This is a genomic window from Rhizobium skierniewicense (assembly GCF_014196515.1).
GTDB lineage: Bacteria > Pseudomonadota > Alphaproteobacteria > Rhizobiales > Rhizobiaceae > Agrobacterium > Agrobacterium skierniewicense.
In genome coordinates this window covers 340,710-355,950 of the sequence record NZ_JACIDV010000001.1, presented here as the reverse complement: position 1 = coordinate 355,950, position 15,241 = coordinate 340,710, and the positions used below count along the sequence as shown (strand labels likewise).

Annotated in this window: 14 protein-coding genes; 3 read left to right on the top strand and 11 right to left on the bottom strand. The window is 57.4% G+C overall.

Translation table 11 applies throughout. The features are described from left to right. Positions 1-82: 82 nt before the first annotated feature. Positions 83-1,372, top strand: a complete 1,290-nt coding sequence (locus GGQ73_RS01545; protein WP_183893412.1) for a lipopolysaccharide biosynthesis protein — start codon at positions 83-85, stop codon at positions 1,370-1,372. Beyond that, the gene (locus GGQ73_RS01540; protein WP_183893410.1) at positions 1,369-2,457 is read left to right on the top strand and encodes a hypothetical protein; all 1,089 of its coding nucleotides are present in this window, start codon (positions 1,369-1,371) and stop codon (positions 2,455-2,457) included. Before GGQ73_RS01545 ends, GGQ73_RS01540 begins: the two co-directional genes overlap by 4 nt. Here GGQ73_RS01540 and GGQ73_RS01535 read toward each other — a convergent pair. Both GGQ73_RS01535 and GGQ73_RS01530 read right to left on the bottom strand, forming a co-directional pair. Continuing rightward, entirely contained in the window at positions 2,451-4,631 is a 2,181-nt protein-coding gene (locus GGQ73_RS01535) for a glycoside hydrolase (RefSeq protein ID WP_183893408.1), read from the bottom strand. The genes GGQ73_RS01540 and GGQ73_RS01535 overlap by 7 nt on opposite strands. Further along, complete coding sequence (locus GGQ73_RS01530; protein ID WP_183893406.1) at positions 4,628-5,623, bottom strand: glycosyltransferase family 2 protein; 996 nt, start codon at positions 5,621-5,623, stop codon at positions 4,628-4,630. Before GGQ73_RS01530 ends, GGQ73_RS01535 begins: the two co-directional genes overlap by 4 nt. A gap of 299 nt (positions 5,624-5,922) precedes the next feature. Here GGQ73_RS01530 and GGQ73_RS01525 point away from each other — a divergent pair, with 299 nt between their 5' ends. Beyond that, positions 5,923-6,690 (top strand): GntR family transcriptional regulator, encoded by a 768-nt coding sequence (locus GGQ73_RS01525; RefSeq protein ID WP_183893404.1) that lies wholly within the window; start codon positions 5,923-5,925, stop codon positions 6,688-6,690. 28 nt (positions 6,691-6,718) lie between these two features. On the opposite strand, the gene GGQ73_RS01520 is transcribed toward GGQ73_RS01525, so the two are convergent. The 9 genes from GGQ73_RS01520 to GGQ73_RS01480 form a co-directional block, all read right to left on the bottom strand. After that, on the bottom strand, positions 6,719-7,489 hold the full coding sequence (locus tag GGQ73_RS01520) for an aspartate/glutamate racemase family protein (protein WP_183893402.1): 771 nt from the start codon (positions 7,487-7,489) through the stop codon (positions 6,719-6,721). Further along, entirely contained in the window at positions 7,486-8,259 is a 774-nt protein-coding gene (locus GGQ73_RS01515) for an aspartate/glutamate racemase family protein (RefSeq protein ID WP_174154999.1), read from the bottom strand. Before GGQ73_RS01515 ends, GGQ73_RS01520 begins: the two co-directional genes overlap by 4 nt. Positions 8,260-8,276: 17 nt before the next feature. Then, positions 8,277-9,677: an FAD-dependent oxidoreductase gene (locus GGQ73_RS01510; RefSeq protein WP_174155001.1), complete on the bottom strand. Its 1,401-nt coding sequence runs from the start codon at positions 9,675-9,677 to the stop codon at positions 8,277-8,279. 16 nt (positions 9,678-9,693) lie between these two features. After that, positions 9,694-10,587, bottom strand: coding sequence for an isocitrate lyase/PEP mutase family protein (locus GGQ73_RS01505; protein ID WP_210290005.1), 894 nt, complete (start codon positions 10,585-10,587; stop codon positions 9,694-9,696). Positions 10,588-10,643: 56 nt separating this feature from the next. After that, positions 10,644-11,345: an ABC transporter ATP-binding protein gene (locus GGQ73_RS01500; protein WP_183893399.1), complete on the bottom strand. Its 702-nt coding sequence runs from the start codon at positions 11,343-11,345 to the stop codon at positions 10,644-10,646. Beyond that, entirely contained in the window at positions 11,338-12,078 is a 741-nt protein-coding gene (locus GGQ73_RS01495) for an ABC transporter ATP-binding protein (protein WP_183893397.1), read from the bottom strand. Before GGQ73_RS01495 ends, GGQ73_RS01500 begins: the two co-directional genes overlap by 8 nt. Next, positions 12,071-13,048, bottom strand: coding sequence for a branched-chain amino acid ABC transporter permease (locus tag GGQ73_RS01490; protein WP_183893395.1), 978 nt, complete (start codon positions 13,046-13,048; stop codon positions 12,071-12,073). Before GGQ73_RS01490 ends, GGQ73_RS01495 begins: the two co-directional genes overlap by 8 nt. Next, on the bottom strand, positions 13,045-13,914 hold the full coding sequence (locus GGQ73_RS01485) for a branched-chain amino acid ABC transporter permease (protein WP_183893393.1): 870 nt from the start codon (positions 13,912-13,914) through the stop codon (positions 13,045-13,047). Before GGQ73_RS01485 ends, GGQ73_RS01490 begins: the two co-directional genes overlap by 4 nt. Before the next feature lie 69 nt (positions 13,915-13,983). Continuing rightward, entirely contained in the window at positions 13,984-15,201 is a 1,218-nt protein-coding gene (locus GGQ73_RS01480) for an ABC transporter substrate-binding protein (protein WP_183893391.1), read from the bottom strand. Positions 15,202-15,241: the final 40 nt, after the last annotated feature.

Below are 15,241 nucleotides of genomic sequence, written 5' to 3'. Positions count from 1 at the left end.
TATATACAGACTTACTAAATCATAGAGTCCGCTGATAAATCGTTTACAGCGCATCTGTTTTTGCGGCATGGATATGAACGAGATGATAAGCAGCGACAAAAAAGACAAGCCACGGTTGATCAGTATGCTGCTGTCCTACAGCGCATCGTCAGCGAGCCTGTTGATTGCCAACGCCGCGCAGCTCATCACATTCGCAATCCTGGCCCGTTCGTTCGGTGCGGAGGAATTTGGCCGCTACGTCTCCTTCATGGCCATTACCAGCATCGCTGTCCATCTGTGTGGACTGGGCGCCTCTGAGTGCCTCGTGCGCCGCGTGCCCCAAGACCCCCAATGCTTCCCACGGATATTCGGCCACAACCTTATTCTGACATGTGTCAGCGGAGCCACTCTGGTCGTCCTCGGCACCGTGCTTTTGCCGCAGTTCATCAGCTTCGGCGAAACGTCCGGGCAAAGCGTCCTGACCACATTTCAACTGGTGTTGACCAACGTCGTCCTCGTTCGATTGATCATGCTGGGTGAAAGTATTTTTCTCGCGCACTCCCGATATGGTGCTGCCAATGCATCCGTCGTCGGCTTTGCCTTCGTCCGCACCGTGACGGCGGCATTGGCGTGCTTCGCCTTCCAGGTGTCGACCGTCCAGAGTTGGGCAACATGGCAGCTCGGCGCCCATCTCTTGACACTCGTTCTCTATGCCGGTTTCGCCCTGCGCATCGGCCGCCCAAAATTCGTTATCGAAAGGGATGAAGTTCGGCTTGGACTGCTCTTTGCCACGCCCTTCATCTTCAGGGCCATTCGCCAAAACGTCGATTTGCTGGTGTTGGGTTTTGTGGCCGGAGCGGAGGTCGTGGGAAGTTATGGTGTCGCCAGACGCATTACCGATAGCAGCTACATGGCCATCGATGCGCTGAACCGGCTTGTTTACCCCCGTCTCGCCGTTGCCAGCATGTCGGGCATCCACAATGCCTTTCGGTTGACCATCCGTATTCTGGGCCTTGCCTTTGCTCTGGGTTTGATCGCAGCCATCGTGATCTTTGTCGCCGCTTCGTTCATGCCTTTGATTTTCGGACCCGAATACGTGTCTCTGCCGCAGTTTTTGCGGATCATGGCCTGGCTCATCGTTTTCGTCGCGATATGGTCCATCGCGGTCGATCTGCTCGGCGCTGCCGGTGAACACGCATCGCGGGCTTGGGTATTGAACCTCTCGAATGGCATTGGCGCATTGGTGATTGGCCTCGCGGCATGGGCATGGCCGCCCTACGGCATTTTCATCGCAGGCTACGCAATCGAAATCAGCATCGTTTTGGCAGCGTGGATCGTGGTGAGGCTTCATGTCACGCGGTCGTTGAAAGAAGCTCGGGAGGTCGCAGTATGACATTGGAACGTGCGACCAGGGTGCGACCTGCCGAACCTGCTGACGTCGCGCAAATCGCGGACCTCTTCGCGTCCGTGTTTCGGGGTCGGTCGAAGCCGAACAAAACCGAATTGAACACCTATCTCACCCAACTGATGTTTTCCCACCCGAATTACACACCGGACAATGGGAGTATCGTGTCAGTCGATGGGACCGGAAACGTCAAAAGCGTTCTGATTATTTTGCCCATGACGTACCGAATTGGGGAGGAACCGGTCACGGCACGGCTGGCGTGCGCCTTCATGGCGGCAGACGACGCAAACCCACGCAGCATCGCCGCTTTGATCTTTCAACTGCGCCCCCGGGTCAACCAGATCAGCTTCTCCGATAGCGCCGCACCCGTCAGCGTGTCTCATCTCAAAGCCATCGGCGGCGTCGAACTGCCGGTCCAAAGCTTGCGCTGGTACAAGGTTTTCAAGCCCCTGCCCGCGGCCACCGGTTATGTCAGGCGGCGCGTCTCTCAAAAATATCCAGCACTCCTCCACCAGGGCTCCTTACCTCTCCCAGCGTCCATGAGTGGAAGCAGGACAGCCTCCGGGTTCAGCGCTAGCCCGGTCGATGTGGACATGTATGCACAATACGCCAACCAGTTCCTGGCGAACTATACGGTCGCGCCGGTCTACTCCGCGCCAGATCTCGACTGGACCATCAAGGCATCCAGTGACGCATTGGGCCAAGGTCGCCTGGTCCTTGCTCAGGTGCAGGACGGCAATGGCGTTGTGAACGGCGTTTTCTCTTTTGTTCGAGCCAGAGGCGGCGAAGCGCAGATTCTCGATTTGTTATGGCAGACCGGCAAGCAGGAAGCCGTCGTCGACACTGTTTTTACTTCCCTGAAAGAAGCAGGCTTTGCCTTCGCCTCGGCACAGGTTCGGCCTGAGATCATACCGGCATTATCGAAGCAGAAGGGCATCTGGTATCGACATGTCACAGGCGTGTCCGCCGCCTCCAGATCGCCTGAGTTCAAGCAGGCCATGCAAAGCGGTCAGGCCTATATCGGCGGTGTTGCTGGCGAAAGCTGGAGCCGCCTGGTCCACGATTTCTATTGAGGTAATGATGGCTGTTTGATCGTCGTTTCGACCAGAAAATAGGTCGTTGGTCCCTGAGGCGTGTCGTTGCTCAGCGTGATCGTTTCACCTGCACCGGCATTTAGGACCGGGGGATACACACGCCCATCAAGCCCGACGGGGGAGATCGTTAAGGCACTGTCATTGCGCAAGCGAAGGGCGATCTGCATGCGGCGGATCTTCACCGGCAATTGCCCGAAATTGTCGATGATTCGCTCTTCCGCATCCCGAAACCTCATATCGGTGTTCTGCGCGTCAGACGCGAGAATGAGGAGCTGTTTCTGGCTTTTCTCAAGCTGCAAGCCGTCAAGCGATGACAGTGAAAACAGTCCTCTTCCATCTGCCGATTGCACTGTCACAAAACCGAGATCGACTGGCGTGTTCAGCACATCGAAAGCGAGAGCCTCCGTCAGAAGCGATCGTACAGCCATACTTTTTTCCGGCGCATTCAACTGCAATTCCCCGGTCTCGCTGAAGACATGGCCTTGGTCCAGATCGGCCGTGTGGGCGCCGGCCAGCAGTCCTTGCTCTTTCAACTTCGCAACAATGCCCATCGCCGTCTGGCCCGCGCGCGACGATGCGACAGCGACAGCGCTACCTGTGGATGATGACTGAAGTCCAACGGCACCGATCAATCCCAACCGCGTGAGCGCCTCAGGCTCCATATCGTTGACACCATCGGGCAGACCAGATTGCCCTTCGACGAGAAACGGTATGCGAAGCGAGGAGGATTTTACGTCGCCACGACGGAAAACGAGGGCACTCAGCGTCTCACCCGCGCGCGCCACCGGGTCGAGCGCAATGGCGTAGGGCAGCATCTGCTTCTTATGCGGAAAATCTTCGCCATAGGCGAGAACGATGGGGCCATGGGCATGCCGACACAGCACGTCCCACCCTTGCATGGCGGCAAATGCGGGTGCTGCAAGCCCCGCCTCGTATCGGAACGGGCTCCAGAAGAGATGGTCATATTCGGTGACGAAGAACGGGCGACCCAGCCAGCGCGCAAGCCCGATTGTCCGCAGATAAAGCAGCCCGTCCTCCAGCGAACTTTTGCCCTGAATGCTGGTGCCGGGCGCATAGGAATCCACCCAGTCCTGATAGGTGTTCATCGCTACTGCGTCTTGACTGGCGCGGGTCATGCCTGTCTGAACCGTCGGCCAGTTGTTGTAGGGCAAGATGATACCCTTGAAGCCAAGTTGACGCAGGGCGCTCGTCATCTTGACTGTTGCGCCCTGCTCTACATCGATAAAGAAAGATTGCAGGTCACGCATCCGCTCGCTGCGCTCGTAACGGTTGGTTGGCAACGCAATGGAGCGATTGGACAAGTCGCCTTCCATCACCCACCGGCCCCATTTTTGAGCGAGCGCTTGCATCGAACCATATTTTTTCAAAAGCCATTCGTTGAACAATGGCTTGAGACGTTCGGAAAATACAGTTCCCCGCGTCGCCTCCTGCATCATGGAATCGAATTCCAGACCGTTCTCGTTGAAAGGGACGATTGCGACCAGTGCCGGATCGTGAACCGGCGTCATGCTCGTGTAAGGATTGACCTTGGCGAGAAACAATTCCTGGAATTTAAGCCAGTGGCCGAAATCAGTCTCGTCGATCTGCGCACCAAGTTTCAGATCACCTTTAACCTCCCACCGATCGCCAAAACCACCGTAAGCACCTCTGGAAGAGGTAAGCCCGTCTAGAATCCAGGAGATGCCATTTCGTTTCAGTGCAGCCATCAGGTAGTGAACACGGTCAAGAACCTGCGGATTGAAATCGAAATCGGTCGTACGTCCCTCCATCAAAGCTGCATCCACATAATGGAAACGGGCGATGTTGTAGCCGTGCACTTTTAACTGTGCGGCATACCGATCCGCCATCGCGTGATCCGGAAACCCGCCAGACGCCGGGCTCCAGGCAAGCGAAGCGCACAGAAAACGCTGTGGTGTTTCGGTATTGTTGGCCTTCGCCAGCTTGCCAGCGGAATTGATCACGATCCTGGAGGCATCATTGATGGTGCCATTCGGAAGCATGCGAGAGAAATCCAGTGGGCTGCCCGGCTGAATTTCCAGTGACTGTTCGCGAACCGGGAGCCAATCATCCGCGATGGCTGGTTGGCCGACCGACAGGCACGCAATCAGACTGACGCGAACGAGTGTTTTCATTGCGACTTCAAAAGTTTGCTTTCAACCCACCTCTCGGGCGGCTGGCGCGCGCTCAGGAAACCGAGAGGCAGTGCAGCGGCGTGGAAACACCAAGCGACGACGGCATAAAACCCCAACGACAGACTGTGTTGCCGGATGCTCATCAAGGCGACCGGCGCGACGAGTGCAACCCCAAATACGATAAAGCCATATCCGTTGAAGAAGCCTGCGATAAGGCAGACCAACAGGATCACCCACCATGCATAGACACCCAGCCACAGTCGAATTTCGGAAAGCTCGCTGGTCAAATCTCCTAAACGAGACTGTTCGGACCCGGCACGCAACAGCTCGCCCACGCCACGAAGATATTTCGACGACCAGCGGCGTGTGAGCAGCACATAGGAATTGATGCTATGGCCGAAGTGGTCCACGAACCGCCTGTCGAGGCGATAAAGCGTCCACCCACGCAACCGAAGGCGCTGTCCAAGATCGAACTCTTCGTAACCGTGCAGATTCCGGTCTGAAAAATAACCGACGGCTTCGATAGCCGCTCGGCGATAAAGGCCACCCCCATTCAGCCGGTCAAGAACACCGGTCAGGTTTTCCGGTGCATGTCTCTGCACCCGCCGGGTAAACTCCAGATTATCGAGATTGACCTCGTTGACATGGCCGCTAACGCCCGCGACGCGCGGGTTCTTATCCATGTAGTCAAGTGCCGCAGGCAAAAATGTCGGATCCAGCAGCATATCGCCGTCCATCAGGCAAATGAACTCACCCTTGCTGTACTGATAACCCAGTTGTGGGCCAATGCCGCAACTGGCTTTGGCAGGCGCTTCAATCTGGGCGATGATGACCGGATATTGTGATGCGATCTCGACGGTTTTATCGCGCGACCCGCTATCGGCCACGATGATTTCGCCCTCAATACCCACCAATGCAGCCATGACGCTTTCGATAGCAGCGCCGATACGCTTTTCCTCGTTCAGCGTTTTGAGAATGACCGTTAGTTTCAAATTCGCATCCGACAACTGATAACAATGCCCCAAGGATACACATCCCTATCGAAACGTATATATGCGAAAGCTTAAATGCCTAACGCCGAACGTGTTATTTCCGCATTATCGTTACCATCCTGCAACCTGAACCCGTTGGCAACTCTTAAAAACGGAGCAGTCGGCCCGATGATTTCATGGCATCAGCCTCGTTACAAATGGTATAAATGACATAATGTTATAATCTTTTAGTTTGCACCATACAGTCTCGTATGCAATTATTTTGTGCAGTTTTATTCATTGTCAGGATGTCACCATTGATGCGCGACACTCATTCTCCGACCCCTCTTTATCATCGGGTTTATGCGGTCATGCGAGAGCGCATCTTGAAAGGTTACTACCCCAGCGAAGTCGCCGTTCCCAGCGAAGCTGAACTGTCTGAAAGTTTTTCCGTCAGCCGCATTACGATCCGCAAAGCAATGGAAATGTTGACGGCAGAGGGGCTCGTGACCCGAACGCGCGGGCGGGGCACTTATGTCACGGACCGCTCGAAAGAGAACAAACTCAACCGCGCAGTGGTGTCGAATATCAATGGCCTGTTCAGCTATCTCAACGCGGTGGGTAAAAGCACGCGACTGAAGGCGGTCAGTCTCGACCTTGGCGAGGCGCCGCCTCGGATCTGCGAGCAGATGGGAGTGGCACCGACCACCCAACTGGTTCGCGCGGTGCGCGTCCGCTCACTGGATCGTCGACCCTACTCCCTCTCCATTGCCTATTTGCTGCCGGAGATCGGAGGGACGCTCAGACGTCAGGACTTGGCGACAACCAACATGATTGACCTTGTCCAAAAAGCTGGCGCCGTGGTCGAGAAGGTCGAACAAACACTGACAGCCACACTGGCAGATGATTACGCTGCCAAACATCTGGAAATTCCAATCGGCGCGCCGCTGATGCTGGTCAACAGACTGTTTTTCGACGCCGAGCTCACGCCGTTCTACGCCGCTGAAATCTTCTACCGGGCCGACCGCTATGAATACCGCGTGTCGCTGAAGCGAGAAGATGGTAAGGATTTCTCGCTCGGCAATTGATGACACGGCCCAAGGAACTCCCCTTGCCTTAGGCCTTCGCTTCTGCTTCAGCTCCAGCTTTCATCATGGCGTGCAGCATGTCGAGCCTCGGTTCGACAGGCGGTGGATAAACGTCCCTGCCGTGGGTGAGGCCAAGCGCCAGAAAGGTCTCGACCAGCTTGTAAGTCAGGGGTCCGGGATTGACGACGGGGACAGGCAGGTTCGCAGCCAGATACTCTCCGGCCTGATGCATGGTTGTCGATCCCAGGCAAATGACCTCTGCACCATCGTCTTCGATACAGCGCATGGCAACATCGCGCATCCGTGGAAACACACTGTCCTCCTTGCCGCCCAGCAAGTTCGAGAAATCAGGCGGCTGATCGAAACTGCGCACAGAGGCGCATTGGCGGTCGAAACCATATTCTCTGATAGCCTTGCGATAACGTGGCAGCGCTGGCTCCCATTGCGCAAGCACGGAAAACTTGCCACCGAGCGTCAGCGCATAGAGCATCGAAGCCTTGCCTGCGCCGATGACGGGAATGGAGAGGACGGAGCGGAGCATGACCATGCCGCTATCCGACATCGTGTCGATGCAGACGGCGTCAAACCCTTCATCCTGCGCCTTGCACCCGGCCTCGAAGATGGCGAGGTCCATCAGCCCCCAGTCGTGCGGAGACATGAAGGATGTCGGGCCGCAGGTGACGGGGCGATAGGTCAGTTCCCAATCCGCAGGTAGCGGTACATATTGCGACTGCGCCTGACGATTGCGCACACCCTCGGCATCCAGTGCGAAGGGAACGATGACGAGAATGCGGATCATTGGTTGCTCTCCAGATAGGCCGCTCCGGCAGCGCCGATGGCGCGGATCATGTCGTGCTTTGGCGATAGGGGCGTCGGCCATGTCGCCTTGCTGTGGGTGAGCTTCAGGTCGAGTGCGATGGATGCCAGCTTGTAGGTCAGCGGTCCGGGATTGATGACGGGAACGCCGATGCGGGCAGACAGCCAGGAATGCGCCTCATGCATGGTCGTGGATCCCAGGATCAGCACCTGCGCGCCATCCTCTTCGACGCATTTTTTCGCGGCAGCCAGCAGAAGCGGGAACACCTCGTCTTCCTTGCCAGCCAGCAGGCTTTTATTATCAGGCGTTACGCCGATGGATCGCATGGAGGCACATTTATGCTCCATCCCAAGCTCGCCCAGCGTTTTGGTGTAGAGCATTTTCCAGCGATCCCACATCATGAGGATGGAGAACTTGTCACCCAGCATCTGCGCCATCAGCATGGAATGACGGCCCGGAGCGATAACCGGTATGGTGAGCACCGAGCGGAGCATCGACATGCCGCTATCGGACATGGTGTCGATGCAGATGGCATCGAAGCCGTCTTTCTCCGCGTCTAGACCTGCATCGAGGATCGAGACGTCAGCAAGGGCCATGTCGTGCTGGCTCGAATAGTTCTTCGGACCCATCCGAACGGATCGATAGTGAAACTCGATGCCTGGGCCGAGATCGACCGCATCCATCTGCGCTTGCCTGCGGGTGATGTCATCCTGCCCCATGGCAAACGGTACGATGACCATAACCTTCTTCATCAAGCTCTCCTCCTGTTTCAGCTTTCGGCAGCAATCCGCGCGGCGGTCATGCCCGCCAACCGACCGAAGCTGGTTGCCGTCAAAAGGCCGTTGCCGGACAGGTAGCCGTAATTGGAATCTCCCGAGACACCGCGCGCCGCGCCCCCACCTGCCAGCAGGTTCGGCAAGGCTGTGCCATCCTCGCGTAGCACTCGCGCCTCGGCGTTGATCACCAACCCGCCTTGGGTGTGGAACAGCGCGCCGTTGACTTTCACGGCATGATAGGGCGCGCTGAGCACATCATCCTGCGTGAACGTCCGACCAAACCGATCCGGCGTGCCGGTGCGTGCGGATGTATCGATGGCCTCGAATTCTTCCCGGATATCTGCAAGCGGCAGGCCTGTTACAGCCGCCAGTTCTTCCAGGCTGTTTGCTGTCTTGATGGCGCCCAGCTTGCGGATTTCCCGGTAATCGTAAAAGCCCATGCCCGCCTCATCTCCTCTGGAATCATAGATATCCCAGGCGATGTGGTCGGGCTGCGCTGCGACTTCTGCGGCATGTTCGGAATAGCCGCGCATCTCGTTGGAAAAGCGCTGGCCCTCGGCGTTCAAAAGAATGCCGCCCTTGGTGATAACGGCCCAGGTTAGTGGTAATCCGTGGGGGTGAGCGACAGAACCATGGCCCTGATAGCCACCCATATCTGCGAGCGCGGCACCAATTTCCAGTCCCCATTTCACCGCATCGCCGGTATTGGAAAGGTGACCGCAGCATTCTGCGTCCGCAATTTCGGGGATGTATTTCTGCACCAAGGCAACATCGCCAGCAAAGCCGCAGGAGGCCAGAACGAGCGCCTTGCAGCCCAGCATTTCCAGCGCGCCATCGGGCCGCCGAAACCGCACGCCGGTGACGCGACCAGTGGTATCCACATAGAGATCTTCGACGGACGCATTTGTGACGACATCGATATCGGCGTTGGACACAGCGGCAAGAAGCGCCTGCTCCAGATCCGCACCGGTACGACTTTTCGGGCCGTGCATGCGAAGGCGCGAATGACCGGGATAGATGAACCCCGTCACCAGTTCGAACTCCACCTTATGCGTATCCATCAGCCAGTCGATCATAGGACCTGCGGCTTGCGCCGCAACCAGCGCCATATCGTGCGGCGTATGGTCATGGGTCTTGGCTACGAGGTCTTTCGCAAAAAGTTCGGGGCTGTCCTCGATACCGGCTTCCTTCTGCAATCGGGTGCACGGTGCCGGAATGAGACCAGCGGACAGCGAGGTAGAGCCCGTCGGGTTCTCGTCCCGCTCCAGCACCATCACCTCTTGCCCCACATCGTGTGCCGCAAGGGCTGCGACGAGACCGCATGCCCCTGCCCCCACGACGACGACCGGCACTTCAAAATCGAACGTCACGCCTTCCGCAGATAGCACTGCCATGGCTCAAATCTCCTGCTCAATAGCTGGTGCGGTTTGCTTCGGGTGTGCCGTAGCGGGCTTCCAGTTCCTGAATTTCAGGCATCCGCGCCATGTCAAAGAACTCCTGGAAGTTCATGACGTTGGGAGCAACCGAAGCGATGGTCTCCTCGGTCTTCAAGACCTGAAGCGTCTTGCGCGCGGCTTCGCAGGCGGAAAGCAGCAGCCAGTTGGGGTAGATGATGAGCTTGAAACCTAGCGCTTCGATTTCCGACCGCGTCAGAAACGGCGTCTTGCCCGAGGTCGCCATATTGTAGAGCAGCGGAATGCCGGGAAAGCGCGGGGCGATGTGGGCTAAATCATCCGGGCCGGGGCTTTCGATGAAGATGATGTCAGCACCGGCTTCGCGGTACATCTCGGCTCGGTCAAAGGCGGCGTTTCGACCATGCAGCGCCAGAGCATCCGTGCGGGCGATGACGACAAAGTTCTGGTCGATCCGTGCATCCACGGCGGCCTTCACCTTCGCCACCATATCTTCGACTGGAACAATCTGCTTACCCGCCAGATGGCCGCAGCGCTTTGGCAGAACCTGGTCCTCCAGATGTACCGCAGCGACGCCGCCACGCTCATAAAGCTGAATGGCACGGCGGACGTTCAGCGGACCGCCGAAACCATTATCAGCATCGGCAATCAGCGGAATGTCGGAGGCGTCGGCAATACGCGTGGCATTATCGACCATCTCGGTCATGGTCAGCAGGCCGACATCCGGGTAGCCGAGACGCGTGGCGGATGTGCCAGCGCCCGTCATATACATGGCGTCAAAACCGGCTTCGGTTACGAGGCGGGCATACATGGCATCGACCACACCGGGCGCCATGAGGGCTCGTTCGCCTGCGAGCAGCTGCCGCAGACGCTGGGTACGTGTAAGGGACATTGTATTCTCCATTTCTCCGTAAATTGGCCCCGGCTTACTCCATCCGGGGCAGCATCTCACATTCCGAGATAGGCTTGGCGCAGCTGCGGATCCGCCAGCAGTGTGGCGGCCTCTCCCTGCATGACAAAACGCCCCTGCTCGATGACATAGGCGCGCTTTGCGACACTCAACGACTGCATCACGTTCTGCTCCACCAGCAATACAGCCACGCCATCCGCATTGATCTTCGTGATCAGACCAAACATCTCCTCGACCATGATGGGCGACAGACCGAGCGAGGGCTCGTCCAGAATAAGCAGTTCCGGCTCCGACATCATGCCCCGACCGATCGCCAGCATTTGCTGCTCACCGCCAGAAAGAGTACCCGCAAGCTGGGTTATTCGTTCACGAAGCCTCGGGAAGATTTCGCAGATGCGCTCGAAATTCTGCTTGGTGTTTTTGCTGGCACGGCGAAACGCACCAAGCTTCAGATTTTCTCCAACCGACAGATTGGGAAAAACCTTTCGGCCCTCCGGCACATGGGCGATGCCGAGCGCCACGATGTCACGCGCGTTTTTGCCTGTTATCGTCACGCCCTTGAAGGAGATCGATCCGGCGCTTGGTTTGATGAAGCCCGATATGACGTTGTTGAGCGTCGTCTTGCCAACGCCGTTGGACCCCAACAGGGCAACGATTTCGCCGTTTTCGACGCTCATATCGATGCCTCGCAGCACGCTCATCGAGCCATAGCCTGCGCGGATACCCTTGATATCAAGCATGGTTTTCCTCCTGCAGACGTGCGGCCGCACCATGGCCCAGATAGGCTTCCACCACGGATGGGTCCTTGACGAGTTCACGCGGCGTTCCGTGGGCAATCATCTTGCCCTGGTTCAGCACATAAGCCGTTTCGGCAAGCTGCATGACCGCCTGCATGACATGTTCGATCATCAGGAAGGTGTGCCCTTCGTCGCGGATCGTTCTGATAATGCCGACGATCTCGGTGATCTCGGACGGGATCAGCCCCGCCATGACCTCATCCAGCAGCAGCAGCTTGGCACCTGTTGCCAGCGCACGTGCAAGCTCCAGCCGCTTGCGTCCCGCAATCGTCAGCGACGATGCGGGGCGATCAAGCATCGCTCCCATGCCGAGCCGTTTTCCCACATCCCGCGCCACCGACATCGCTTCGCGACGGTCATGGTGGTGAAGATAGGCACCAACAGCGATGTTTTCCTGAACCGTCAGGCCTGCGAAGGGCTGGACGATCTGGAAGGTGCGGATCATCCCAAGTGCGCAGATGCTGTGCGGCGCAACGCCGGTGATGTCCTTGCCCTGAAAGCGGACGGTGCCTTCGTCCGGCTTGGTAAAACCGGCAATCATGGTGAAGCAGGTTGTCTTGCCAGCACCGTTGGGGCCCAGCAGTCCGACGATGGAACCCTCGGGTACATCGAGCGAAGCATCCGTGACGGCTTTCAAGCCGCCGAAGCTTTTGGAAAGATTTCGGACCTCAAGCATTGTCGTCCTCCTTCTTCTTGAAGGCACCAAGCTTGCCCGCAAGGCCGACAAGGCCGTTCGGCAGGAAGCGCAGCGCGCAGATCAGCACAATCGCGTAGAGCACGAAGTTCAGACCCGGCGCATTGGGCAGCAGATGTTTGGCACCTTCTCCGAGCAGGTGCAGGCCGAGCGTGCCGAGAAGTGGACCCCAAATCGTGCCCGCACCGCCGATAATCGGGCCGATCAGAGCTTCGATAGAGACCGCGCTGCCATAGACGACGTTGCTGTCGATGAAGAGCCACAGTTGGAGATACAGCACACCGGCCAGACCGCCGAATGCGCCGGAGATCGCCATCGCCTGCACCTTGATCTTGTAGGTGTCGATGCCGAGTGCACGCGCTGCATCTTCATTTTCCCTAACGGCGATCAGATAAGCACCGAAACGGGAATATTTGATGAGAGCCGTCAGCGCCATGACCAACGCGACCACGACCAACAGAGCGGTGTAAGCAATGACACGGTCGTTGAATTGCAGATTGCCAACGCCGGGTGCCAGCTTCAATTGCAATCCGCTACCACCGCCGGTGAAATCGAAGGAAGACGCGCAGATGCGCAGCACTTCTGCAAAGGCCAAGGTAACGAGCGCGAAGTAGGAGCCTCTCAAACCGTAACGGAAAGCAAGCGCGCCAATGAAGGCACCCATGATAGCACCTGCAAGAATGCCCGCGCCGAAGCCAACCCACGCATTGACACCATATTGCACCTGAAGGATGGCCGATGCATAGGCACCAGTGCCATAAAGTGCTGCGTGACCGAAGGAGGACATGCCGCCAAAACCGCCGGTGATATTCCATGACAGGGCAACGACGGCGACAATCAACGCATTGATGGTAAAGCCCATCCACACTGGCGACGACGCGAAATAGACCCCGAAGAGATAGGCGAGAGCCGCCGCAATAAGGGCAATTTGCCCGATGGATTGAGGTCTCATGTCTTTGCCCTCCCGAGTAGCCCTGACGGTTTGAAGAGAAGGATGAGAATGAAGGCTAGAAAGATGCCGATCTGACCGAGGCTTTCGCCAAGGAAGAGACCGCAGAGGGACTCGATGACACCCAGAAGCAGACCGGCGACCAAGGCACCCAGCAGACTGCCCATTCCGCCCAAGACCACCGTGGTGAAGGCAACGAGCACGAAGGTATAGCCAACCTGTGGGGTGATGTAGAAGGTTGGCAACAGCAGGCAAGCGGCAAGTGCCACGCAGGCCGTGCCGATGCCAAAACAAACCGCATAGGTGTGGTTGACATCGATACCGACGAGTTCGGCACCGCGCTTTTCAATCGCCACGGCGCGGATCGCCGAGCCTGTGCGGGTATAGGCCATGAAGCACCAAAGCAGCGGCGCGACGGCGAGCGCGGCACCAAAAGCAATCACGCGCCCGAGCGGCAGATAGGCGCCCAGCACTTCGACCGTATCATAGGCATAGGCGATATCGGCCGTGCGCGTATTGGACGTCCAGAAGTAGAGCGCCAGATTGTCGATGATCATCGACACCGCAAGCGTGATGAGCAGGACGTTCTGTTCCGATCCGCTGCTCATTGGCGCGATCAGGAACCGTTGCAGCACGTAACCCAACGCGAAGAAGGCCGGAAGAACGATCGGAATGGCGAGATACGGATCGATGCCGAAATGGAAATACAGAAAGTAGACGGCATAGAGCGCCAGCATCAACAGGCTGCCATGCGCGAAGTTGATGATGTGGAGCACGCCATAAATCAGGGTCAAGCCCAGCGCCACCAGCGCATAGACGGCTCCCATCATCAGGCCGCTCAACACGGCAGGTAAGATCAGACTTGACATAAGGGCTCGCCTCTCTGTCGTTTGAAGAGTGCCCCCACAGACATTCACGACCATGGGGGCGAGACCGCGTCAGTTTTGAGCAGGGATCGGGAAGACCGCTTCTGCGGTGGCATATTCCTTTGGAAAGACCAGTTCGATCTTTTCACCACGAATCTGCGTGTTCACCGGCCGAGAATTGACATTGTCGCCATTGACGAACTTTATCGGGCCGTAAGGCATGATCGACTGATCGAAGGTGGATGCAGCCAAAGCCTCGATCATCTTCTGGCGGTCGGCGGAACCGCTACGCTCCAGCGCGTCGGCAATAACCTGGATCGTCGCGTAGGACACCATGACGTCATAGGTCATATCCAGATTGGCAGCGGCAACGCTGGCGGCGAGCGCCTTGGACAAGTCCTTGGACGGATCGTACCAGTGATTGCAGTCCATGACGTACTGCGCGACCTTGTTGTTTTCGCGGACGAACTTGATGTTCGACGCCGCACCGCCAAGGATCGAATAGATCGCCTTCAGTTCTACGCGTTGCTGGCTGAGAGCGCGCGCCATCAGCGTATATTCGTTGATGTAGTTCGAAGGAATGAGAATATCGGCCTTGGACGCCTTGACGCGCAGCGCGATGTTGGAGAAGTCACGCTGGGGCGTTGGATGGGAAATGGTCTCAACGACCTCAATGCCCTGCTTTGGCAATTGCTCGGCCAGAATTTTTGCCATGTTGGAGCCGAAAGGCCCGTCTTCATGGACGATTGCCGCAGTCTTGACCGTACTGCCCGTGCTCTCATTCAGAAGCTTCAGGTTTTCGAGCGCGACGCTGGTGCACTTGTTAACGCCGGGGGTAAAGCGGAAGACATTCGGCAGGCCACGTTGGACAACCGTTTCCGCTGTACCGATGGAAAAGACCTGCGCGAGATTGTATTTTGCTGCAGCCTGTGAAGAGGCAAGCCCAAGCGCAGAGGCGGTCGCGCCAGTAAACGCACAGGCATCGGCCTGAATGAGAGTATCGACAGCAGCAGCTGCGGCTTCCGGGCGGCTCTGCGCATCGACCACGACGAGCTCAATTTTCGCGCCGCCCATGGACTTGATGCCGCCTGCGGCATTGATGGCTTCGGCTGCGAACTTTGCGCCGGCTGCACTTTGCGTGCCGTTGTAGGCAAGGTTACCCGTCAGCGGTTCGATGACACCAACCTTTATGGTCGGTGTCTGCGCGCGCAGGATGGACGGTGCGGCGAAACCGACGGCCAGGGCGCCGGATGCTTTTAGAAGGCTGCGTCTGTGAATTTCAAATGTCATTGTTATGCTCCCAGTTTTTTTATGAGACGGCAAAAGAAAC

What these genes read in the sequence shown, in the direction of transcription:
- GGQ73_RS01545 (WP_183893412.1), top strand. Translation starts at nt 83, where the DNA reads ATGATAAGCAGCGACAAAAAAGACAAGCCACGGTTGATCAGTATGCTG.
- GGQ73_RS01540 (WP_183893410.1), top strand. Translation starts at nt 1,369, where the DNA reads ATGACATTGGAACGTGCGACCAGGGTGCGACCTGCCGAACCTGCTGAC.
- GGQ73_RS01535 (WP_183893408.1), bottom strand. Translation starts at nt 4,631, where the DNA reads ATGAAAACACTCGTTCGCGTCAGTCTGATTGCGTGCCTGTCGGTCGGC.
- GGQ73_RS01525 (WP_183893404.1), top strand. Translation starts at nt 5,923, where the DNA reads ATGCGCGACACTCATTCTCCGACCCCTCTTTATCATCGGGTTTATGCG.
- GGQ73_RS01520 (WP_183893402.1), bottom strand. Translation starts at nt 7,489, where the DNA reads ATGATCCGCATTCTCGTCATCGTTCCCTTCGCACTGGATGCCGAGGGT.
- GGQ73_RS01515 (WP_174154999.1), bottom strand. Translation starts at nt 8,259, where the DNA reads ATGAAGAAGGTTATGGTCATCGTACCGTTTGCCATGGGGCAGGATGAC.
- GGQ73_RS01510 (WP_174155001.1), bottom strand. Translation starts at nt 9,677, where the DNA reads ATGGCAGTGCTATCTGCGGAAGGCGTGACGTTCGATTTTGAAGTGCCG.
- GGQ73_RS01505 (WP_210290005.1), bottom strand. Translation starts at nt 10,587, where the DNA reads ATGTCCCTTACACGTACCCAGCGTCTGCGGCAGCTGCTCGCAGGCGAA.
- GGQ73_RS01500 (WP_183893399.1), bottom strand. Translation starts at nt 11,345, where the DNA reads ATGCTTGATATCAAGGGTATCCGCGCAGGCTATGGCTCGATGAGCGTG.
- GGQ73_RS01495 (WP_183893397.1), bottom strand. Translation starts at nt 12,078, where the DNA reads ATGCTTGAGGTCCGAAATCTTTCCAAAAGCTTCGGCGGCTTGAAAGCC.
- GGQ73_RS01490 (WP_183893395.1), bottom strand. Translation starts at nt 13,048, where the DNA reads ATGAGACCTCAATCCATCGGGCAAATTGCCCTTATTGCGGCGGCTCTC.
- GGQ73_RS01485 (WP_183893393.1), bottom strand. Translation starts at nt 13,914, where the DNA reads ATGTCAAGTCTGATCTTACCTGCCGTGTTGAGCGGCCTGATGATGGGA.
- GGQ73_RS01480 (WP_183893391.1), bottom strand. Translation starts at nt 15,201, where the DNA reads ATGACATTTGAAATTCACAGACGCAGCCTTCTAAAAGCATCCGGCGCC.